A 23225-nucleotide genomic window follows, 5' to 3' on the forward strand; every position below is an offset into this window, starting at 1 on the left:
TACCATAATAGTTAAGATAATATTAGAGGGGAAGAGAACTATTATGAAAAAGTTACTTGCATTTTTAGCTGTTCTTGCTTGTTTTTATATCATTGCGTTGAGTCTGCAAAGGGTATCTTGGTTTCCGTTTGGTAGTAAAGAAACACAGGCAGCGTCCATGCACAATATTGAGGTAATTGATATTCATGCATCAGCTGCCGACGTTTCCGTTATTCCGGTCAATCGGGAGGATGTTAAAGCAGAATATAAGGGCAAAGGAAAACTGAAGGTAACAAAAAGTGGAGATACTGTAAAAGTGTCATTAGTGCGTAGCTGGTTGGAAGGTATTAATTTTTTTGATAAGAAAAAGCTAAAAATTTATATACCTAAGGATTTTAATCAAAAAATGGCTGTTAACATTGGTTCGGGAAAATTGCATTTTTCTGGCCCTTCTAAAGAACATCCCATGAATTTAAAGGAATTAAACCTTGATATGTCATCGGGTATGGTAGATTTGGAAAAACTCCATATTGAATCGTATCATCATGAAGGTTCTTCAGGAAATGCTAATCTAGATTATGTGACTGCCGGAAATGCCACGATTAAGATGAGCTCAGGAAATGTCGACATAAATCATTACCATGGAAAGTTGAATGCAAGATTATCGTCTGGAAGGTTTAAAGCCCAAATGGACCAATTAAATGATCCGATTGATGTTAAAATTAGCTCGGGTATTCTGAATCTGGATCTCCCTAAGGACTCCGATTTTACATTGAATGGAAATGTCAGCAGCGGAATCCTTTCATGCAAGTTTCCGCTCGAAAATGGGTTTGACAGCAGACATAGAATAAGTGGTTCGTATGGAACAGGAAAGTATAAGATTAATGTCACTGCATCCAGTGGGAAAGTAAGTATATATTAATTTTTGGGATGACCCTTTTGGTGGGTCGTCTTTTTTTGTTGTATTTCTTATAAGTAGAAGACAAAAAATGGGATAATCAAACATGTTTTAAAAGAATAGCACAGGGTTAGTTAATTATTTTAATTTGCAACTTAATAATTTTAATAAATTTTGTTTACATTTTTTAATATATGTAATATCATATTAATAATATTAAGGGAGGGGATAAAAATGGCTTACCCACTAATCACCAATTGCCCTGTTTGCAGCGAAGCGTTGAAAATTACAAAATTACAGTGTACGCATTGTCATACAACCATTGAGAATGAATTTGAGCTATCCAAGTTTGCAGCCCTTAGTCAAGAACAGCTATTTTTTATAGAAATATTCCTCAAGAGCCGCGGAAATATTAAAGAAGTTGAAAAAGAATTGGGGATTTCTTACCCAACTGTACGCGGTAAGTTGAACGAAGTTGTTTCTGCACTTGGGTATGTAGAAAAGAAAAGCGATATAGATGATAAGAAAGTAATTACCATGCTTGAAAAAGGAGAAATCTCTTCCAGAGGAAGCATTAAAAATCATAAAGGGGAATTAAAGGGGGAACTAGATGATGAAAGAAGAAATTACAAAGATACTTACAATGGTTCAAGAAGGAAAACTTGATTCGAATGAGGCTACGGAACTAATTCAAGCATTAAAGGAAAAAGACTCCACTCCGGCTACGGTCAAAGGGTCGAATTACCTCGATAAAATGTTGAAAATTCGTGTACTCTCCGAGGAAGGCGACAAAGTAAATGTAAACTTGCCATTACGGCTAATCAAAGTTGCGTTAAAAACAGGACTTAGCATCGCATCGGCAATACCTGAATCCGCTAAGTACGTGAAAGATATCAACGTTCTTGATGTGGAATTGATTTTAGAAGCAATTGAAAATGAATTGTCCGGTCAAATTGTCGATATCGAGACTGAGAAGGGCGAAAAAGTCTCTGTCGTTATTGAGTGATTACCATGCTAAAAGTGAAAGTGAAACTTAAAGACAAGAAGGAATTCACGGTTCCACTACCTTATGCGCTTTTACAGGCAGGTGGATGGGTTGCCTCTTCACCTTTGCTGTGGAAATATGTGAATAATACGTTTATCCGGAAAAATGCGGAGGAAAACACAAAATCGTTTATTCCCGCATCCATTGATCGTAAAGAAGTTAAACACTTATTGAGAGAACTCAAACGATATCGCGGTTTAACAATCGTTGATGTGAAAGATAAAGATGGAACAGAGGTCATTGTGAGATTATAGATGCGGGCATTCCGATAGGGAGTGTCTTTTTTTGTTTTGGCTCTGTTAAATAATGTTGTTGGCGTACATACCGCCTAATGTGTACACGATAGGCTGGAATCAACAATCATCATAAACAAAGCTTTTGTTTTAAAAAAAGAGGAAAAAGGGATGTTTCGTAGAAGACCTATTATATACTATTATTTTGGAGGTGATGGATTGGTTAAGAAACTACGAACCACTCCTATTATTATTTTTATGCTTGAGGCTCTATTAAGGAGAATCCCACAAACTCATCCTAAAAGAAATGACATCGAAAAGGAATTATCTAGGCGATGGGCGGGATTTCGTGGAGAGCAAAGTCTAGATTACTATGTTGAAAGTCTTTTTAATCGTGAAGAGTATACAGTTTTTCATGATTTGCGTCTTCCGATCTCAAACGAAGCATTCTTTCAAATTGATACCCTTATCCTAAGCCCTAGCTTTTTTACCATTTTGGAGGGCAAATACATTTTAGGAGAGCTATTTTTCGATCCAAATCAGCTAGAGCGAACATTGGATGGCAAAGTAGACATATTCCCCAATCCGATTGTTCAGGCGGAAAATCAACAATATTTTTTATCAGCTTTGTTTGAAAAATACTCTATACCTCGAGTTCCGAATACCTCCTTTGTAGTGATCACCAGCCCGAATTCCATCATCAAACCTAATCCGGATTATCCTGCCGTTTCCCAAAAAGTTATACGCCCTGCCGCGATTCGATCCAAGTTAGATATGGTTAAACAAAAATTCCGGAATCCAATTTTAGACAAAAAAGACATACAGAAAGTTACACGTCTGCTGTTAAAACTGCACACACCCGCTTGGCCTAAGGTAATGGAGAAATTTCAAATTAGTGAAGAAGAACTTTTGCCCGGTATTTACTGTGAGGGTTGTAACCATTTATCTATTAAAAGAATCAGACGAAATTGGACCTGCACTATCTGCGGAAAAACAGATAAAAAGGCATTATTCAAACTCTTAATGGACTATACCTTGCTTCAAGATTCTAAAATTACGAATCAAAAGTTTAGGGAACTCACGGGAGTATCATCCGTTCATATGGCTTCAAAAATGCTAAAGTCCCTCAATCTCCCATATAAAGGCGAGCTTAGGCATAGGGAATATGAATTGAGTGTAGAGCAGCTTCGAAAACTCTTAGATATGTGATTTATGAGAAATTCAAGACTAAGTGTAAAAAAGATAAACTTTGTATGATGGCTAATAGAAAAGGATAACAGCTAATAGACCGAGAGTGATGGCTAATAGAAAAGGATAACGGCTAATAGAGCGGCGTGATGGCTAATAGAAAAGGATAACGGCTAATAGACCGAGCGTGACGGCTAATAGTGATTGAAAACTACTAATACGGGCCTCTACACTTACGCCTTTCTTATGGAAGGAAAGTATATGTTTTTACAGAAAACCTCAGCTCCTTACAGGAATTCGGAGGATATCCGAAAAAGTTGGGTGAAATCCACTAAAAGTTCGTCGCTCACTCCAGAAAGTTTGGCATATTCACAAAATTCCCCAGTACTTCCCATAAACTTTAACGAAACCGACCACAAAAAAATACAGACATTCGCAAAATAGTGAAGGCGCTTACAAATATTTTCCTTTAAATAATTTGATAAATTAAAAGAGTAAGATAACGCTTGCAAAATCAAAGGGGGTAAATGAAGTGAAAAAGAAAGGGCTTCTCATTGCAATGGCAATGGTTCTTGTTTTTGCACTTGCTGCTTGTAGCTCCAAATCGAACAGTGACGGCGGCAAAAAGAACAAGAAACAAGAGCTTGAAATCTTCAGTTGGTGGACAGGTGCTGGTGAGGAAGATGGTCTGAAAGCATTATTGAAATTATTTGGTGATAAATATCCAGACATTAAAGTGAATAACGCTGCTGTTGCAGGTGGTGCAGGGACAAATGCGAAAGCGGTTCTTGCAAGCAGAATGCAAGGAAATGATCCGCCATCTACCTTCCAGGTTCATGCTGGGGCAGAATTGAATGCGAGCTGGGTAGCAGCGGGAAAAATGGAACCATTAAATGATTTGTATAAAGAACAAGGTTGGGACGATAAATTTCCGCAATCTTTGATTGATATGATCAGCAAAGATGGAAATATCTATTCCGTTCCAGTGGATATTCATAGAGGAAACGTTTTATGGTACAACAAAAAAGTTTTTGATGATAATGGCTTACAACCGCCTAAAACATTTGATGATTTCTTCAAGGTTGCAGAAGCTTTACAATCGAAGGGCATTACTCCACTTGCTTTAGGGGATAAAGAACCATGGGCAGCAACGATGATTTTTGAAAATATACTCGTTGCCAAGCTTGGAGCAGATGACTATAAAAAACTTTGGACAGGTGAAATTCCTTTAGATGATGCAAAGGTAAAGGAATCAGCGGAAATCTTTAAAAAGATGATGGGTTATGTGAACAAGGACCATAGTTCTCGCAATTGGCAAGATGCTTCACAGCTAGTCGCAAAAGGCGAAGCGGCTATGAACGTGATGGGAGACTGGGCAAAAGGTTATTTTGTTAACGATTTAAAATTGAAATTAAATCAAGACTTTGGTTATACAACAACTCCTGAATCTCAAGGAATGTTTATGATTATTTCCGATACATTTGGCTTGCCTAAAGGCGTAGACAATGTAGCAGACGTGAAGAAATTCTTAGGCCTGCTTGGATCTGTTGAAGGTCAAGATGCTTTCAACCCATTAAAAGGCTCCATTCCAGCTCGAGTGGATGCGGACCCTTCAAAATATGATGACTATGGTAAGGCTACTATGGAAGACTTCAAATCAGCACAGCTTGCGCCAAGCTTAGCACACGGTTCAGCTGCTCCAGAGGGATTCCTTACAAAGGTAAACCAAGCAGTGAATATTTTCGTTACACAAAAGGATGTTAATGCATTTATCAGCAGCTTGAAAAATGCTTCTGGTGATTTGAAATAAGAAAAGCATTAGCGCTGCAGCTCCAGCGTACGGATTTCCCGTCAGGCTAGATAAAGGAGCCAATGTTGGCTTATCGTAGGGAGAAATCTGCTTGCCAATGGCACTGGAGCTTGATCATATCAAGTAATTGCGAAAAAGAGGATAGGGTAACTCTCCCTCTTTTTCATTAGTGAATAAGGGGGTAGAGTATGGAATCACCTAGTGTTGCCCGGGGAAATGCTTCTCCCGTCATTAAAACGAAGCCGAAGCGAAAAAAGCGATTTTCGGTGGATCACACTTTAGCATTATTATTTTTATTACCGTCGATTATTTTAATCGCCATTTTTGTCTACGGATTTATCGGTTGGACGGGTTATGTATCTTTAAGTAATTGGAATACACTCGTTCCTGATTTTTCATTTGCTGGACTGAAGAACTTTATATTCTTATTTCATGATTTCAGGTTCCTATCAGATGTACGCAATACCGTTGTTTTTACCATCTTATTTATTGGAATAGTTCTTATTCTAGGTCTTGTTCTTTCGATTTTTCTTGATCAAAAAATTCGCGGTGAATCGATTTTCCGAAACATCCTATTCTTTCCGATGGCTCTATCCTTTGTCGTTACGGGTGTTGTTTGGCAATGGATTTTAAACCCATCTACGGGTGTGAACTTGTTTTTAAAAAAATTCGGAATCGAACCGTTATGGTATACAGACACACATGTTTTAGCAGGTGTGAAGCTCGGGCAAATAGAAGTTGGTGCGCCAGTCGCCATTATTGCGGTTGTCATTGCAGCAGTTTGGCAAATGACCGGATTCTCCTTAGCGATGTATTTAGCAGGACTTCGTGGGATATCCGATGAGTTAAAAGAGGCTGCAAGAATGGATGGAGCGACGGAATTTCAAGTATATTGGAAGGTGATCATTCCGCTATTACGCCCTATTACGGTGAGTGTCATTATTATTATGGCGCATATTTCATTAAAAATCTTTGATCTTATCTATTCGATGACAGGGCCGGGTGCAAACTTCGTAACCGATGTCCCTGGAGTCTATATGTTTGAAACGACATTCCGCGGCAATTTTTATGCAAATGGAGCTGCTATTGCGATTATCATGCTTCTGACGGTTGCGATTTTCATTGTTCCATATTTAATCCTAAGTCGAAGGGGTGATTCAAGTGGCTCTTAGACGATTATCCAAACCAATGCTGTATTTAATTTTAATCGTTCTATGTTTACTTTTCCTTATGCCCGTTTACGTCATACTGGTGACAAGTGTCAAGCCGCTTGATCAGGTTACATTGAGTGACATGTGGAAGCTCCCGACGGCACTCGATTTTAGCAGCTACAGGATAGCTTTTGAAAAACTGGCGCCAAATTTTATGAATTCTCTATATCTAGTAATTCCGGCAACTATTTTATCTGCTTTGTTAGGAGCACTTAATGGCTATGTCCTATCTAAATGGAGATTTAAAGGCTCGGAAATCTTATTTACAGCCATTTTATTTGGGATGTTTATCCCTTACCAAAGTATATTAATCCCACTGATTCAATTTTTAAGAAATATCGGCTTATATAATACGATCCCAGGATTGGTCTTAGTCCATGTCGTGTACGGAATTCCGATTACCACACTGATGTTCCGGAATTTTTATGCTAATATACCATTTTCGATGATTGAATCAGCCAAAATAGATGGCGCAGGTTTCTTGCGGATTTTCTATTACATTATGATTCCATTATCTTTATCAGGATTCGTTGTTGTGGCCATTTGGCAGTTTACGAATATTTGGAATGAGTTCTTATTCGCGGTTACGATCACAACCTCGGATCAACAGCCTATCATGGTTGCTCTGCAAAACCTATCCGGAAGTCAAATTGTCCAATGGAATGTCCAGATGGCGGGTGCCTTGCTCGCAGCACTTCCAACCTTATTGGTTTATATTTTCTTAGGGAAGTATTTTGTGAAAGGACTATTGGCAGGATCAGTGAAAGGGTAACAAAGAAACAGTTAGCGAGATTGCTAGCTGTTTTTTATGTTTTTAAAAAAACGAAGATTAATTTATGTTTCGTTAAAAAAGTTCGTATTATTGAAAACGCTTTCATTTCCGGATTTTTTAACATATTATAGATATATAGGAAGTATTATAGGAGGTTATGAGTTTGAAGGATAAAAAGCGATTTGAAACAGAGGTTATTCATGCTGGATATGAGTCATTAGATTTTCAAGGCAGTCTTGTTCCGCCGCTTTTTCAAACGTCCACGTTTACTTTTCCAACTGCAGAAGTTGGGGAGAAACGGTTTGCCGGTGAAACGGAAGGCTATATTTATTCCAGATTAGGAAATCCGACGGTTAGCGTCTTACAGGAAAGAATTGCTGCTCTTGAAGGCGGGGAGGCTGCACTTGCATTCTCATCGGGAATGGCGGCTGTTTCAGCGACTCTTTTTCACTTAACGAAAACCGGTGACCATATTTTATGCTCAGAAGGAATTTACGGTTGTACATTTGGACTGCTTCAACTGATGGAAAAGAAATTTGGAATCGGTCATGATCTTGTTTCCTTTGAAAACGAAGAGGAAGTGAGAGGATATATTAAAGAAAACACAACCTGTATTTATATAGAAACTCCGATAAATCCAACGATGAAATTGGTGGACCTTGAAATGGTGGTTAGGGTTGCACAGGAGAAAAATATTCCTGTGGTAGTGGATAACACATTTTGCTCGCCATATCTTCAACAACCACTTGCTTTAGGCTGTGATTACGTCATTCATAGTGCGACAAAATATATTGGCGGTCACGGCGATGTCATTGCGGGCCTTGTGATTGGAAGTAAAGCGGAGATGGATAAAATGGCGATGACAACCCTTAAGGATATCGGCGGAGTCATGAGCCCCTTTGATGCTTGGTTGCTGCTGCGCGGATTGAAAACATTGCCGGTTCGGGTGGACCGCCATTGTGACAATGCAAGGAAAATTGCTGAAAAGCTGAAAGAACATCCAAAGGTGAAAACGTTGCTGTATCCAGGGATGAATCATTTCCTCAATATGAGTTAGCAAAGAAACAGATGCGATATCCAGGCGGGATGATCAGCTTTGAGGTTGACGGTACAAAGCAGGACACACAAGGCTTCTTAAATCGCTGCAAGCTTATCAAAATTGCCGTCAGTTTAGGAGATTCAGAGACGCTCATTCAGCATCCTGCTACGATGACACATGCGGTTGTCCCTGAGGAGGAACGTTTAAAAATGGGAATATCGGATACATTAATTCGTTTATCTGTTGGGCTTGAAGCATGGGAGGATATTTGGGAGGATTTGAATCAAGCGTTGAGCTTTTAGGGCAGGATAGGATCCTGTCTTTTTTTATACATTGCCTTATGCATATGGAAGTTACTAGAGTTATTGTTCAATAGACTTAAGTCAGGCTGTTTACTATTGATTTCAGTCCGTTTGAAGTGAGTTTCGGGCTATTCCCCAAAGAGATCGGTCCATTTCTTTAAAACTAATGTAATGATTGTTATTCAAAGAGTAATTTTCTAGTTTCCACGATCCGGGTTAGGGAGTATACTTGCTGAAAAGACTAAATTATCCAACTTTTGAGGTGAAAAACGGTGAAAAAGAAAGTATATATAACTAGAAAACTCCCCCAGGTCATCTATAAAAAACTCGCAGATAAATTTGAGGTGAAAATGTGGGATAAAACGGACCAACCAGTTCCAAGAGAGATTTTAATAGAGGAAGTCAAAGAAATGGATGGTTTGTTTTGTCTACTAACAGAGACTATTGATCAGGTAGTAATCGAAAACGCACCGAAATTAAAAGTAATTGCCAATATGGCCGTCGGCTATAACAATATCAATATTCAAACCGCCACAGAAAAAGGCATCATTGTAACCAACACGCCAGGAGTTTTAACGGAAACAACCGCGGACCTCACTTTTGCACTATTAATGGCAACCGCGAGAAGAGTAGTGGAGGCATCTGATTATCTGCGAAACGGTGAATGGAAGACGTGGTCACCGATGCAATTAACCGGACAGGATATATACGGTGCTACTTTAGGAATTATCGGAATGGGCAGAATTGGGCAGGCACTTGTGAAACGGGCAAAAGGATTTGATATGAATATCATTTATTATAATCGCTCTCGTAAACCTGCTATGGAAAAAGAAATGGGGATCCAGTATATGGAGCTTAAGGAATTGCTTCAAGCATCGGATTATATCAGTATCTTAATCCCTTATAGTTCAGAAGTGCATCATCTCATTGGTGAAAAAGAATTGAAATTAATGAAGAAATCAGCAATTCTCATTAACACTGCCCGAGGGGGAATTGTGGATGAGGCTGCCCTTTTTGATGCGTTAAAGACCGGGGAAATATGGGCTGCAGGTTTGGATGTATTTGAACAAGAGCCGGTAAACTTAGATTCATCGCTTCTCACATTGCCTAATGTCGTCACCTTGCCGCATATCGGCAGTGCAAGTGAAAAAACAAGATTAAAAATGGCTGACTTAGCGGCAGAAAACTTGATTTGTGTTTTAAACGGGGAAGCAGCATTAACTCGTGTAAATTGATGAAAAAAACTTGACCATAATTAATGGATATAAAAGGGCTAAACGTTTTTGGCATATTTCCTTTTCGAAAAAACTGTTGACAGCCAAATATAGACAAAGGTATATTTTAACTAATTGAAATTTTCAAACATATAAAGATAGCCAGCAGATGTAAAAAATATTAACCCTAGAATGGGATATTTGACTTAAAAATTTAGTGTCAATTCATAACAATATGCCAATACTTTTGGTATTCTATTGAAAAGGATTATTTTATTTCTAGGGGAGTTAGACAAGTGGCAAGACTTAAAGATATTGCAGAATATGTAGGTGTATCGATATCTACCGTATCAAGAGTGATCCAGAATGATCCTACTCGCAATGTGAATCCTGAAACAAGAAAGAAAATATGGGATGCGGTAAAAGAATTAGGTTATATTCCTAACCAAAATGCACGTAATTTAGTAACAAATAATCATCAAAAGAAAAAAATAAGAACAATGAAAATCGGTTGGGTTGCAGACCCGAAGTTTGCAGAGTTTAATCCTTATTTTTCGAGAATATATTCCGGAATCAGGGATACTTTAGCCAATGCCAACTATACATTGATTAACATTTATAAAGAAGAGCTTCACAACGAAACTTCGCTTATAAAGCTAATTCACGAATCAGGAATAGAAGGTTTCATTTTAATTGATCCGATTGAAACAAGTATTTTAGATTATATTATGAAATACTTGCCTGTTGTCGGCTTAGATTTCTTTTATACGGACAAAAATATATCGGTTATTGACTATGATCGTGAGGCTGCAGCGAAAATGGCTGTTAATTATTTTATCCAACAAGGACATCGTGAAATTGGATTTGTTGGTGGTGGTATTGGAAACTATTTTGAGCATTTAGATGGTGAAAAGCGCTACAAAGGTTTTAAAACAGCGATGGAAGCTTCGGGACTGGAAGTTCGTTCTGAATGGACTATTAATACGAAATGGATCATTGATGAAAGCTATAATGGTATGAACAAGCTTATTAAGGAAAGTCCTAAACATCTTCCCACAGCCATGTTTTGTGCAAGTGATATGATGGCGATTGCAGCGATGAGAGCTGTAATAGAAAATAATATGGAAATTCCAAATGATATCGCCTTTATAGGTATTGATAACATAGAAATGTCCAAGTATTCAACACCGCCTCTCACCACCATAGACATTCCTAAATATGAACTTGGGGAAATGGCTGCTAAAACTATTATTGACCAAGTAGAGAAAAGGGTAAAACTCCCAATCAGAATTTTATTACCCTACCAATTAGTAAAACGTGAATCCACTATTCAGTGAAGGATATTTATTGGAAAGTAAATATCTTGTCTTTTGGGAAAACGTTTGGATAAAATCAGGAAAATCAATTTGCAACTATTTATAACAATAAAAGGTGTATTTTTGGAAAACGTTTGGCTTAATTAAAGAATTGTATTTTTCATTTAGATAAAGGGGGGTGATTAGAATTGATTTGTAATCGCTCACATATCCTTTCTTTTAAAACGTAATTTTAACAGAACAAATTAATAGCAAACAAGAGCATTGCAAATTGGTTTAGTTTTGGGAGGGCACTATGAAATCTGAAACACCGTTATTTTCCTTTACTGTGATTAGTGATATTCAATTAACTAATGAAAATGAACTGTCCCATCAAAAATTAGCACATGCATTACAGGATCTTTATGAACTTGATAAAAATTCTTCTGCTCTAATTATGAATGGGGATTTGGTGGCTGACGGCAAAAAACAAAGCTATGAAAAATTATCGGAAGTTTTGGAAAGCTGCCCACACACGCAAGAAATGTATTTTACGATTGGAAATCATGAATTTTTCCAAAATGATGGGAACGTGCCTTCTATTCAACGATTCTTAGAATTTAGTAAATTGGATAAGGTTTATTATGAAAGAAAGATAGCAGGGCATCCATTTATCTTTTTAGGTTCTGAGAGTTGGGGACCTGTTGGCACGATCACAAAGGATTCAGCCGTATTAAGTGAGGAACAATTAGACTGGTTGTCTGAGAGGATGGAGGAACACAGGCAAGGCGATATGCCAGTATTTGTATTTTTACATCAGCCTCTCCCATATTCTTTATATGGTACCGATCTTTTAGAATACTACCAAAAAGGAATTATTCAATCCGATGAATTAAAGAATATTTTATCGGGAATAGACAATGTTTTTTATTTTTCCGGCCACTCTCATTTTGATCTTCGGTTCCCGAATAGCATAGTAAAAGAACCTTTTACAATGATTAACACAGGGGCTATTTATGATATATGGGGGCCAGATGGAGAAGGGCATGAAAAAGTCATTGACTCTACTGGCAGTCAAGGACTGTTTTTACAGGTCTATACAGATAAAGTTGTGATCAAGGGACGAGATTTTACAAAAAAGCAATGGATTTCGGAATATCAGCATAATATTCCACTATAGTTTTATTTTGCTATGGAAGAAGGGACAAAAACACCATGAGTGAGACACTGTCTTCCAAAAAGCCGATTGTTGTCATTGCATTAGTAACAGCTGTCTGTATGTTGGGCAACGAAATGCTTTTTATTGTTTTACCTTTATATTGGAAGTTTTTCGGACTAGAGTCTTTATGGCAAGTGGGTATTCTATTATCAGCTAATCGCCTAATTCGGATTCCGATTAATTCATCTGTCGGATGGTGCTACAAAAGAATCGGAAAACGTTCGGGTATATTAATTGCGGTTATGCTAGCTGTTATATCCACCTTTTCATATGGTGTATTAAAAGGCTTTTGGCCACTTCTTCTGACTCGCTTTTTTTGGGGGATAGCTTGGTCTTTCTTCCGATTAGGAGGCTATTTAACGGTAATATCCTGCAGTAATTCCCGAACTAGGGGTCAAAATGTAGGACTATATAATGGACTCTGGGGTCTTGGAACATTGTTTGGAATGCTGTTTGGCGGGTTATCTGCAGATCTTATCGGCATCCGGACTATCACCACATTGTTTTCTATTGCAGGTATTTGCAGTATCCCGTTTATTTTAGGGTTTATTCCAAATACAAAGAGTGTGGAAGTACAACAAGAGAAGAAGAAAGATTCATTGATTTGGAGAAATAGACGAATCCTATCTTCCTTTGCAACTGGATTAATATCTGCGTTTATTGTATACGGAGTGTTTGCATCTACTTTAAGTAAACTCATGGATTTTCATATGGAGAAAAAGTGGCTAGTGTTCGGTTTAGCTATAGGAGCAAGCTCTATTACCGGTATCATTCAAGCAATTCGAACCAGCTGGGAGCCATTCCTAGCACCTTATCTTGGAAGATGTTCGGATAGCAGATGGGGCAGAATTCCATTATTGATCATTGCGCTATTTTCAGCGGCATGTTGTTTCACTATTTTTCCATTAAAAATATCCATGTCTATATTTATATTCATCTTATTTTTATTTCAACTGACAACCACTTTGTTAATAACGATGAGTGATTCCATTGCAACAGATGTAGCATCAGGAAAATCGCAAGTTACCGTCATCGCCTATTACACATTATTCGTTGATGTTGGTTCTGCCTTAGGACCATTACTGGGATATGTCATTATTGATGCTTATGGGATCAAGTGGCTTTTCTGGTTAACGGTAATCATCATCGTGCCCCTTCTTTCTTATTGGATATATGTGTGGAAAAAAGAGGGAAATTCGGCGGCGTTAATGCAATCTACTAAATAAATTCAGGGGCGAGCCGAAACCCAACTAAACATTATAAAAGGAGTGTAACAAATGAAAAAAATTACAGCGGTATTAATTGGAGCGGGGGATAGAGGTGCAAGAGCATATGCTCCTTATTCTTTAGAAAATCCACATGAATTAGAAATTATCGCAGTTGCGGAACCTAATAAAGAGCGCCGCAATGATTTTGCTGCCAAACATCATTTATCCGATGAGAATTGTTTTGAATCTTGGGAGGAGCTTTTAAATGGCCCGAAACGTGCAGATGTAGCGATTATTTGTACACTAGACCGTTATCATTTTCATCCAACGATTACGGCGTTAAAGGCTGGTTATCATGTTTTGCTGGAAAAGCCGATGTCTCCCGATCCTTTGGAATGTATTGAGATGGAAAGAGTTGCGAAAGAGCAGAACCGGTTGCTAACGATTTGTCATGTCCTTCGCTATACCGATTTTTGGTCAAAAATTAGAGAGGTAATTAAAGAAGGTAAAATTGGCGATATAGCATCCGTTCAATTAAGTGAAAATGTAGAAGTTATGCATATGTCACATAGCTTTGTCAGGGGCAATTGGAATAACAAAGAGAAATCAAGTCCAATGATACTGCAAAAATCCTGTCATGATATGGATATTCTTTCGTATATTATTGACAAGCCTTGCTTACGGGTAAGCTCTTATGGATCCTTAATGCATTTTAATGAAAAAAATGCACCTGAAGGAGCACCGGAAAGATGTTTGGATGGATGTCCGGCCGAAGATGTGTGCCCATTCCATGCTGGAAAGTATTATTTAGGTGAAGGGAAAGGCTGGGCACGCAAATTTACAGAAGACTTTACAAAAGAAGGAATTATCAAGGCTCTAAAAACAACTCCATACGGAAAATGTGTGTACCGCTCGGATAATAATGTTGTCGATCATCAAGTGGTCAATATGGAATTTGAAGGCGGAATCACAGCGAATTTTAGCATGTGCGGTTTCACAAGAATCCAGACTAGAAGAGTGCAAGTAATGGGAACGAAAGGCGAAATCATCGGCAATATGGAGGATAATGAAATCTCCATCTATGATTTTTTAACCAAACAGGAAACCGTTATTAAATTACATGAACCTGTTGGCGGACATGGTGGCGGAGATACAGCTATTGTAAAAAACTTCATAAACGAGGTTAAAAATTATACGGATGGACAAAGTTTATCTTCGGCTAGCGTATCTTTACAGAGTCATTTAATGGCGTTTGCAGCAGAAGATTCACGCCTGCAAAAGGGTAAATCTATTGAACTGAAAGACTATTATAATGAGATTCTTCAATCTAAGGTTGGTTCTAATTAAGTAAGAAAAGCGGAATCGCAGGCAGCTCTAGGGTACGGATTTCGTAGATGTCGATGCAAGATTTTAGTAACACAGCGAAATAATTCGCGAGTGATGTTCTACCCGCAGGTTGCTTGCTAAATAGTGACTAAACTTATTAAATAATTTTTGTCATAAAAAGGGTTGCTCGGAGAGATAGGAACTGCATGCTTATAATTTCGTAAAGGAAGGTTAAGTCACGAAAAGATGCTCATGTCGAATGAATTATTGGAATTTTCCGTGAAGGAAGGGTGTGATATTGGTGAATGTACTCGTAGCAGATATTGGCGGAACGAAAATAGCTGCAGGGTTTTCTGATGGAAGTGGCAGGATTAATTGCCGGGTGGAAGTGAAAAGTGCTTCTCATGATGCAGAGGCAATGTTTGAAAGCCTGCATACAGCGTTTTTTGGTGTATTAAACCAGGGAAAAATCACATATGAGGAGATTGATGTGATTTCACTAGGTGTACCGGGTGTAGTAGACGCTGCAAATGGAGTAGCGGTGTTTCAAAATAATCTGCCATGGCGAAACTTCCCATTGGCGAACAGACTTCGATCCGCTTTTCCCAATGCAAGCATTATCATGGATAACGACGTTTATATGGCTGCGTTTGGGGAATGGAAGGCACAGATGCTGGAGAAGGAAACCTTTGCATATGTCACGATTAGCACAGGGATATCGGGATGTATCTTACATGAAGGCAAATTTATTCGCGGGCGTGGTTTAGCAGGTGAAGTTGGATTTTCCGTCATGGAGGATAAGGATGAAGTGCAAACTTTAGAATCCCTTGCGTCTGGACCTGCAATGGAAGCAAAAGCAAGAAGAGTATTTGGGGATCCTTCTATGACAACAAAAAAACTGATGGAATTATATGAAGAACTTGATCCAAAAGCGGCAATTGTAGTTCAGCAAGCGGCGAACTATATTGCCCGTGGATTACACCAACTTTTTACCGTATTAGACCCGCATGTCATCGTTGTTGGTGGAGGGGTCATCAATAACCAGCCACAATTTTTAAAGCTAATTCAAAAAGAGCTGGAGCACTTATCAGATAATCCTATTCAAAAGGGCATGAGCACTCGCATAAAGCCCAGTCACTATAAAGGGGATGCTGGCCTTCAAGGTGCGCTGCATTGTGCGCTAGAGAAGAATAGGGAATATCAAAAATGATGTGGTGTCAGGCACCGCGAATGGACAAAAAGGTGAAGTGTACATCTGTGGTGGACAAATTTTAATTGGTTTTTGTGGCAGTAGGTGGTTCGAATTTTAATTGGCGGGATTAACCTCGGAATTGGCGGAAATAATGCACAAACTGGCGGGATTAACCTCGGAATTGGCGGAAATAATGCTCAAACTGGCGGGATTAACCTCGGAATTGGCGGAATTAATGCACAAACTGGCTGAATTATCATCGGAACTGACGGGATTATTGCCGAATTTGGCTGAATTCCTCATTAATTCAACTGAATTAATGGAAAATCCGCTGAATTAGCAAGTTTCTCTATAATTTAACCACGTACAAGCTCATCGGGATTATTCGCGGCAACTAGTATTGTAGTAAGAGCGTGTGATGAAGGAACTAAATGGACATGAGGAAAGATATATAGATGGAGGAATGATTAAAAAGATGAAACCGAAAATCTGGGTGTAAATAGTAGAGCTTACTCAGGGGGACCTGAGTAAGTTGTATTCATATATACATCGTTCTTTCATGATTCAAGAGTAAGTGAAAAAAGGCCAATCCAAATGGACTGACCTGTTATTTATCAATGTGCTTCGCGACTGCTTTTACCCTTGGCAGGAACATCGAGGCCAATAAACCGATTATGGCAATCACCACCATGACAATGAATAAATGATGAAGTCCCGACACGATAACAGCTCTCAAAGGTGCTTGCGCAGCCTCAGGAACAGCTTGCCCGCTATTTGGGTTAATTAGCTTATTAAGATTGACCGCATTGACATCTGGATTTGCACGATGAGTCAGCAGTTTTCCTGTGACAATGGAATTAAAATAGGTTCCTAATAAAGCAACACCTACTGACTGACCTAATGTCCGGAAAAAGGTATTGGAAGCAGTTGCTGCACCGCGTATTGACCAATCAACAGATGATTGGACGGTAACAGTAGTGATTGTCATAACCATCCCGAAACCGAGTCCTGCAAGTGCGGACATTAGATAAAACATTAACTCGGAAGTGTGAATCGTAAACATCATTAACCAAATGGATGATAGAAGGATGATGAGCGTACCAATGGCAACTGTCACCCGTTCTCCATATTTAACGAGGAGTCTTCCTCCTACGAACGAACCAATCATCCATGTAATCGACAATGGCGCAAGCATCAGACCTGAAATCGTCGCACCATGCCCAAGAACTCCTTGCACCCACATTGGGATATAAACGGTTAAACCAATAAGGACCGCACTCCCTAGTAAAGCAACAGCGTTGGCAACAGAAATCGAACGAATTCGGAAAAGGGCAAGTGGGATTAGCGGTTCCTTTACTTTTGATTCGATAAAAAGAAATGCCAAGATAAATACAATAGCAATGACAAAAATTCCAATAATAGATGGTGATGTCCAGTTATGTGTTTCCCCGCCTCGCTGCAGGGCAAATAACAATGCAAGCATACCAATGGTAAAAGTTAGCGAGCCTGCAAAATCAATACTTTTCTTCGTTTTTTCAATCTTTTCCTTTAAAGAGACAACGACCATCAAAATAGACAGTAAGCCAAATGGCACATTAATATAAAAAATCCAATGCCAGGACAGCTGATCTACGAAAAATCCACCGATTAAAGGACCAATAACACCGGCGATTCCCCAAGCCGCCCCCATAAATCCGAGTACCTTCGCACGTTTTTCATGAGGATAAATATCACCGATAATCGTGGTTGTAACAGGCATTACGGCTCCGGCGCCGATTCCCTGAATCGCCCGAAAAATAATAAGCTGTTCCATGGTCTGTGATAACCCGCAGAGCCCTGAACCAATCAAAAAGACGATGGTTCCGGCAATAAAAATAAACTTCCTTCCGAACAAATCCGATAACTTCCCGAAAACAGGTACAGTTACCGCAGATGTAAGCAAGTATATAGCGAATACCCAGTTCATGAGCTCAATTCCTTTTAAATCACTGACAATTGTAGGCATTGCCGTACTGACAATTGTACCTTCAATCGCCGTTAAAAAAGTAGCAACGAATAGGGCAATCGTTACAGAACGTATATTAGTTGTTTGCATTCTAAACCTCCGTTAAGTTAAATCTTTATGAATATAAGTATCTTTTTATTTTATCGTACATGTCAATTACTTTTTGGAAAGCTTTGTTAAATAAATTAGTTGACGTTCAAATGTTTTGAATATAACTATTCCCATGCGCAAAATAGTGTGGATTTTCGGAAAGTTGTGACAATAGCATTGTCATATTCGATGCAATGGATGAAAAAAGCCCTATTTTCTTAATGAAATTTGTGTGCAAAAAGAGGGACTATACCCCTAAATAGACCATATTTCTATTAATGAATCAAAAGACATATAGGTATAAATTAGTATTTTTTTGTTTATGTATTTAATTTTTCCTATTAATGGAGGTTTAGAACTAGTTGAATGCAAATGGGGAATATTGGGTGAATACTCAAAAAAGTGGAAAAGTATGGTGGTTTTCCAAAATAGGATAGTAGTTCTTTAGTCTAATAAAATTATTTAAAGCTACATCCTATTTACCATTTATAAAAAGTCTGACAAAATGCGACTTGTTTTGACACATTTTTTCCGCCAAAACTTATACATTTAAAGAGACAACAATGACCTTCATCATTGGAGAAAAAGAAAAGGAGGGTTGGGGTTGTCATTTTTTTGACCTTTTTTCAAAAATAGAGGGGAGGAAAAAAGATGTTGAGAAAGAAAAGTCTCAAAAAGACTACTAGTGTCCTAGCAACAGTCTTACTATCTGCCTCACTGCTCACGCCAAGCTTTTCCAATGCGGCAGCAGTGAATGGAAAACCGTATACGTCGGTTTCCGATGGAAAGAATGTATCCAGCGTGAAGCTAAGTGACCGGCTTTTAAAGCAATTCACTAAGGCGGATGAAAAGGTAACATTCTTAATCAAGTTCAAAGAACAGGCAGATACGGTTAAGGCCGCAAAAAACGCGTCTGAAAAGGCCTCAAAGGGTAAACTAACCGCCCAAAAGGCAAAGCTTGCAAAAAGATCAGCGGTTGTTTCCGAATTAAGATCGACTGCGATGGAAACACAGCATGATGTACTTAGCTACTTAGAAAAAGAGAAAAAGAATGGTAATGTAAAGGATTTTGAATCCTTTTACATCGTAAATGGTATTGCGGTTACCGCGACGAAAGAAGTTGCCGAAAAGATTGCTAATTTTGAAGGAGTAGAAAAAATACTTCCAAATGAAACTCGTCAGTTGTTTGATGGAGGAACAGCAACCAAAACCGGGGCTAAAAAGGAATCTGTAACAGTAGGAAAAACGGCGGATGAGCCAAAAGCAAAAACAAGCAGTATTGAATGGAATGTGGAGCGAGTCGGTGCACCGCAAGTTTGGGATATGGGCATCGATGGAACCGGAACTGTCATTGCGAATATCGATACTGGGGTGCAGTGGGATCATCCGGCATTAAAAGAAAAATACCGTGGTTATAACCCGGCAAATCCAAATACTCCAAACAATGAAATGAACTGGTTTGATGCAACTGCAGGGCGTTCAACTCCATATGATGACCAAGGACATGGTTCACATACTATGGGAACAATGGTCGGATCTGAGCCTAATGGTTCAAACAAAATCGGCGTGGCACCTGGCGCAAAGTGGATTGCTGTAAAAGCTTTCACAGCTGCTGGCGGAACTGATGCAGATCTACTTAGAGCAGGTGAATGGATTATCGCTCCAAAGGATGCAGCAGGTAACCCTCACCCTGAGAAGGCACCTGATGTTGTAAATAACTCTTGGGGCGGCGGACCGGGATTAGATGAATGGTATCGCGATATGGTGAGAAACTGGCGTGCAGCAGATATTTTCCCAGAGTTTTCAGCGGGGAATACAGACTTGTTCAACCCTGGCGGACCTGGTTCAGTAGCAAATCCTGCTAACTATCCTGAATCATTTGCCACTGGTGCAACAGACATTAACAACAAACTAGCCAACTTCTCTTTACAAGGACCATCTCCATACGGTGAAATTAAGCCGGAAGTGTCTGCACCTGGAGTGAATATTCGTTCTTCTGTTCCAGGCGGAGTATATGAAGGCGGTTGGAATGGAACTTCGATGGCAGGTCCGCATGTTTCGGCAGTTGTTGCATTATTAAGGCAAGCAAATGCGTCCTTAACAGTAGACCAAATCGAGGATATTTTAATGAATACTGCAACACCATTAACAGATTCCACCTTCCCGCAATCTCCGAACAACGGGTATGGACACGGACTTGTTAATGCATTCGATGCTGTTTCTTCCGTTTTAAGTGGACTAGGAACAGTGAAAGGTCAAGTTGCCAAAGAAGGTAATGATAATGAAGCACCAACCATTACTCATCAAGCACCATCAGAAACATATGCAGGCATGGATTTAACGCTAAATGCTAGTGTTTCCGATAATGTAAGTGTTTCTTCTGTTAAGCTTCAATATCAAGATAAAGATGGAAACTGGCAAGATGTTGATGCTACCCGTACTTCCGGTGACTACAAATCCGGTGATTATCAAGCAGTAATTCCGGGGAATAAAATTGCTGTACCATCTTTAAAATATCGTTGGAAAGTCAATGACTTTGGTAATAATGAAGTAACTACAGAGCAATATCAAGTCAATGTAAAACCGGGAATCACGGTAGGTTATTCCCAAGACTTTGAATCTACTCCAATTGGCTGGTATTCCTATGGAACAAAGGATTCATGGCAATGGGGTGTTCCAACATCCGGACCAAACAGTGCAGCTTCTGGTCAAAAAGTATATGCGACAAATCTAGCAGGAAATTACGATAATAGTGCGAACATGACGCTTGTGATGCCTCCTATCGATTTACCTGCCGGAAATGCATATTTACAGTTTAAAAACTGGTATGACTTAGAGACTAGATATGATTTTGGTACTGTTTTTGTTTCGACAGATCTTCAAAACTGGACACAGCTTTTACAAGTAAATGGCCAATCAGGTGGATGGACAGATAAGGAAGTGAATCTTTCCAACTACAGCGGTCAAAGAATCTACATCGGCTTTAATGTTAAAACCGATGGAAGTGTTCAAAAAGCAGGCTGGTATTTGGATGATGTGAAGCTTTCGGCTACTTCATTAAACAGCACAGGATCTAAGACTGGAGTAAATCTAGGTGTGGATCAAAGCGATGATAAAGATTCACTTAAAAAAGAAAAGGTAGATCCAGCTTCCATTAAGCCAGAACTACCTAAAAAGGACGCTCCTCCAGCGAAAGAGGAACAAGTTAATCCTACACTATTGCCTATGGGTGCGCAAGTAAGTGTTCTAGAAACAGGACGCTCTGTTTATACAAACCCGGCAAATGGTGAATATCAATTTTCACATGCGGCTGGTTCGTATACTTTACAAGCTGAAGCATATGGATTCCAGTCTGAACAACAACGTGTGAATATTGAACGCGATGGCGTTGCTACTGCTAATTTTGTTTTACATGAATTAGCAAAAGGCCATATCAGCGGTACTGTGAAAAACAAATCTACGGGTGAGCCTTTACAAGGTGCAACACTTCTTCTTGTAGAGGATGCAGTCGTAACACCTGTTCAAACAGATGCGAATGGTCACTATGATATTACTGCATATGCAGGAAACTATACGTTAAAAGTTTTAGCACCGTACTATCATTCTCAAGAAATCGCTGTAACAGTAAACGGTAATGAAACAACAGAGAAAAATATTGATTTAGTGCCAATCATCAGCTACCCAGGCGGTGAAATCGGCTACGATGATGGAACAGCAGAAAATGCACATGCTTTCTATGATGCAGGCAATGGCTGGGCTGTAAAAATGTCCTTACCAGAAGGCAAAAAATCTGCGATTGTAACAGCTGGTGTATTCCGCTTCTGGACATCTGATTGGCCAACTCCTGGCGGAACAGATTTTAAAGTAGAGGTTTGGGATGCATCTGGTTCTAATGGTGCACCAGGCAAGAAGATTGCAGGCCCTATTAATGCAAAGGCACTTCGTAACGGTGAATGGACAGTAGTGGATCTCTCCTCTCAAGGAATTTCTGTGGATGGAGACTTCTACATGGTGTACATTCAATCGAATCCGAATCCAAATGCTCCGGGACTTGCAACAGATGAAAGCGGTACGAATGCAAAACGCAGCTGGCAGTTAGTAGGTGGTGCATGGTCACAATCACCTGCGAGTGAAGGAAATTACATGATCCGTGCCCGCGTTAGCTATGAAGCGGATGTACCAGTAATCTCTTCTCCAAAAGATGGCTCCTTCACGAATGAAGGAACCGTAACGGTTGAAGGTACTGCTTCTCCTACAACAGATGTTCATGTGTATAATAATGGGAAAGAAGTAGCAACTACAAAAGCAACAGCAGATGGAAAATTCTCTGCAGACGTTACCCTTTCAGAAGGGGATAATGTTTTAACAGCAAAAGCTTCCGTTGCTTCCGGTTCAACTGAGGCTTCAGCACCAGTAAAAGTGGTTTATGATAAAACAAAACCAACATTATCCATCGACAGTCCGAAAAATAACGATAAGACCAATCGTGAAACAGTGACTGTTGAAGGAACAGTTAGCGATGCTAATCTGGACTTTGTTAAAGTCAATGGCGAAAAAGCAACTGTAACAAATGGAAAATATTCAAAACGTATCTTGCTTGAAACAGGCGAAAACGTGATTAATGTGGTAGCACAAGACAAAGCAGGCAATAAAGTAACGAAGAAAGTTACCGTCTTTGCAAAGTACACAGCACCAGAAATTCAAAATCTATTACCTGACAAAGACAAGAATCTGAAAAAAGGTGACTCCGTCAAAATCGAATTTGACAGTGAACCAGGATTAAAAGCAACATTTGCAATCCACATGCCATTAACGAATGTTCCATCCAGTGATAATACAACTGAACTTCCAATGATGGAAACATCTGCTGGTCATTATGTTGGCTACTGGACAGTTCCGAACAAGACAAAAGCAGATGGAGCTTTAATCGAAGTAAAAGTTGTAGATGATTATGGCAACGTTTCTACTAAGCTTGCAGCTGGAAAACTTTATATTAAATAAGATGTAGATGGGGTGGTGCTGGCACCACCTTGTTTTGTTTTTTTTGTGGAGGTGTTGTGCAATGAGGTAGATGGTTATAGAGTTAACACGAGTTCAGAAGTAGAGTTGTGCCCGAAATCAAGAGAGAACAGTGCCCCCGGGAACAATAGAAGTAGAATTGTGCCCGAAATCAAGAGAGAACAGTGCCCCTGGGAACAA

General features: G+C 39.2%; 16 protein-coding genes and 2 pseudogenes. 17 read left to right on the top strand and 1 reads right to left on the bottom strand.

What is annotated here, in order from left to right; all coding sequences use genetic code 11:
* Positions 1-43 precede the first annotated feature (43 nt).
* The 16 genes and pseudogenes from liaG to AN964_RS26225 all read left to right on the top strand — a co-directional run bounded on the left by liaG (position 44) and on the right by AN964_RS26225 (position 16183).
* Positions 44-901 carry a LiaG family protein gene (liaG, locus tag AN964_RS02850; protein ID WP_055738273.1) on the top strand — a complete coding sequence of 286 codons (858 nt, stop codon included), beginning with the start codon at positions 44-46 and terminating at the stop codon, positions 899-901.
* Between the two features lie 210 nt (positions 902-1111).
* Positions 1112-1471: pseudogene (locus AN964_RS02855) on the top strand (DUF2089 domain-containing protein); the annotation flags it as partial.
* A gap of 19 nt (positions 1472-1490) precedes the next feature.
* A complete protein-coding gene (locus AN964_RS02860; RefSeq protein WP_055738274.1) occupies positions 1491-1883 on the top strand; it encodes an SHOCT-like domain-containing protein in 393 nt (130 codons plus the stop codon).
* Between the two features lie 5 nt (positions 1884-1888).
* Positions 1889-2176, top strand: coding sequence for a hypothetical protein (locus AN964_RS02865; RefSeq protein ID WP_152982343.1), 288 nt, complete (start codon positions 1889-1891; stop codon positions 2174-2176).
* A 198-nt stretch (positions 2177-2374) separates the two neighbouring features.
* Positions 2375-3364, top strand: a complete 990-nt coding sequence (locus AN964_RS02870; RefSeq protein WP_161809198.1) for a nuclease-related domain-containing protein — start codon at positions 2375-2377, stop codon at positions 3362-3364.
* Between the two features lie 538 nt (positions 3365-3902).
* Positions 3903-5153, top strand: a complete 1251-nt coding sequence (locus AN964_RS02875) for an ABC transporter substrate-binding protein (RefSeq protein WP_083489415.1) — start codon at positions 3903-3905, stop codon at positions 5151-5153.
* Positions 5154-5341: 188 nt separating this feature from the next.
* The gene (locus AN964_RS02880) at positions 5342-6325 is read left to right on the top strand and encodes a carbohydrate ABC transporter permease (protein ID WP_055738278.1); all 984 of its coding nucleotides are present in this window, start codon (positions 5342-5344) and stop codon (positions 6323-6325) included.
* A gap of 16 nt (positions 6326-6341) precedes the next feature.
* Positions 6342-7136, top strand: coding sequence for a carbohydrate ABC transporter permease (locus AN964_RS02885; protein ID WP_055741110.1), 795 nt, complete (start codon positions 6342-6344; stop codon positions 7134-7136).
* Between the two features lie 157 nt (positions 7137-7293).
* Positions 7294-8477: pseudogene (megL, locus tag AN964_RS02890) on the top strand (methionine gamma-lyase).
* Between the two features lie 272 nt (positions 8478-8749).
* Complete coding sequence (locus AN964_RS02895) at positions 8750-9712, top strand: 2-hydroxyacid dehydrogenase (RefSeq protein WP_055738279.1); 963 nt, start codon at positions 8750-8752, stop codon at positions 9710-9712.
* A 275-nt stretch (positions 9713-9987) separates the two neighbouring features.
* On the top strand, positions 9988-11028 hold the full coding sequence (locus AN964_RS02900) for a LacI family DNA-binding transcriptional regulator (RefSeq protein WP_055738280.1): 1041 nt from the start codon (positions 9988-9990) through the stop codon (positions 11026-11028).
* Between the two features lie 274 nt (positions 11029-11302).
* Positions 11303-12166, top strand: a complete 864-nt coding sequence (locus tag AN964_RS02905; protein ID WP_055738281.1) for a metallophosphoesterase family protein — start codon at positions 11303-11305, stop codon at positions 12164-12166.
* Between the two features lie 35 nt (positions 12167-12201).
* Positions 12202-13431: an MFS transporter gene (locus AN964_RS02910; RefSeq protein WP_055738282.1), complete on the top strand. Its 1230-nt coding sequence runs from the start codon at positions 12202-12204 to the stop codon at positions 13429-13431.
* Positions 13432-13482: 51 nt separating this feature from the next.
* Positions 13483-14760: a Gfo/Idh/MocA family protein gene (locus tag AN964_RS02915; RefSeq protein ID WP_055738283.1), complete on the top strand. Its 1278-nt coding sequence runs from the start codon at positions 13483-13485 to the stop codon at positions 14758-14760.
* A gap of 280 nt (positions 14761-15040) precedes the next feature.
* The gene (locus AN964_RS02920; RefSeq protein ID WP_055741111.1) at positions 15041-15949 is read left to right on the top strand and encodes an ROK family protein; all 909 of its coding nucleotides are present in this window, start codon (positions 15041-15043) and stop codon (positions 15947-15949) included.
* A gap of 84 nt (positions 15950-16033) precedes the next feature.
* Entirely contained in the window at positions 16034-16183 is a 150-nt protein-coding gene (locus AN964_RS26225; protein ID WP_161809199.1) for a hypothetical protein, read from the top strand.
* A 355-nt stretch (positions 16184-16538) separates the two neighbouring features.
* On the opposite strand, the gene AN964_RS02925 is transcribed toward AN964_RS26225, so the two are convergent.
* Entirely contained in the window at positions 16539-18026 is a 1488-nt protein-coding gene (locus AN964_RS02925; protein WP_055738284.1) for an MDR family MFS transporter, read from the bottom strand.
* Between the two features lie 651 nt (positions 18027-18677).
* Between AN964_RS02925 and AN964_RS02930 the strand changes: the two genes are divergently transcribed.
* Complete coding sequence (locus AN964_RS02930; RefSeq protein WP_055738285.1) at positions 18678-23027, top strand: S8 family peptidase; 4350 nt, start codon at positions 18678-18680, stop codon at positions 23025-23027.
* Positions 23028-23225: the final 198 nt, after the last annotated feature.

The organism is Heyndrickxia shackletonii (genome assembly GCF_001420715.1).
GTDB classification, from domain to species: domain Bacteria; phylum Bacillota; class Bacilli; order Bacillales; family Bacillaceae_C; genus Margalitia; species Margalitia shackletonii.

What these genes read in the sequence shown, in the direction of transcription:
- liaG (WP_055738273.1), top strand. Translation starts at nt 44, where the DNA reads ATGAAAAAGTTACTTGCATTTTTAGCTGTTCTTGCTTGTTTTTATATC.
- AN964_RS02860 (WP_055738274.1), top strand. Translation starts at nt 1,491, where the DNA reads ATGAAAGAAGAAATTACAAAGATACTTACAATGGTTCAAGAAGGAAAA.
- AN964_RS02865 (WP_152982343.1), top strand. Translation starts at nt 1,889, where the DNA reads ATGCTAAAAGTGAAAGTGAAACTTAAAGACAAGAAGGAATTCACGGTT.
- AN964_RS02875 (WP_083489415.1), top strand. Translation starts at nt 3,903, where the DNA reads ATGGCAATGGTTCTTGTTTTTGCACTTGCTGCTTGTAGCTCCAAATCG.
- AN964_RS02880 (WP_055738278.1), top strand. Translation starts at nt 5,342, where the DNA reads ATGGAATCACCTAGTGTTGCCCGGGGAAATGCTTCTCCCGTCATTAAA.
- AN964_RS02885 (WP_055741110.1), top strand. Translation starts at nt 6,342, where the DNA reads ATGCTGTATTTAATTTTAATCGTTCTATGTTTACTTTTCCTTATGCCC.
- AN964_RS02905 (WP_055738281.1), top strand. Translation starts at nt 11,303, where the DNA reads ATGAAATCTGAAACACCGTTATTTTCCTTTACTGTGATTAGTGATATT.
- AN964_RS02910 (WP_055738282.1), top strand. Translation starts at nt 12,202, where the DNA reads ATGAGTGAGACACTGTCTTCCAAAAAGCCGATTGTTGTCATTGCATTA.
- AN964_RS02915 (WP_055738283.1), top strand. Translation starts at nt 13,483, where the DNA reads ATGAAAAAAATTACAGCGGTATTAATTGGAGCGGGGGATAGAGGTGCA.
- AN964_RS02925 (WP_055738284.1), bottom strand. Translation starts at nt 18,026, where the DNA reads ATGCAAACAACTAATATACGTTCTGTAACGATTGCCCTATTCGTTGCT.
- AN964_RS02930 (WP_055738285.1), top strand. Translation starts at nt 18,678, where the DNA reads ATGTTGAGAAAGAAAAGTCTCAAAAAGACTACTAGTGTCCTAGCAACA.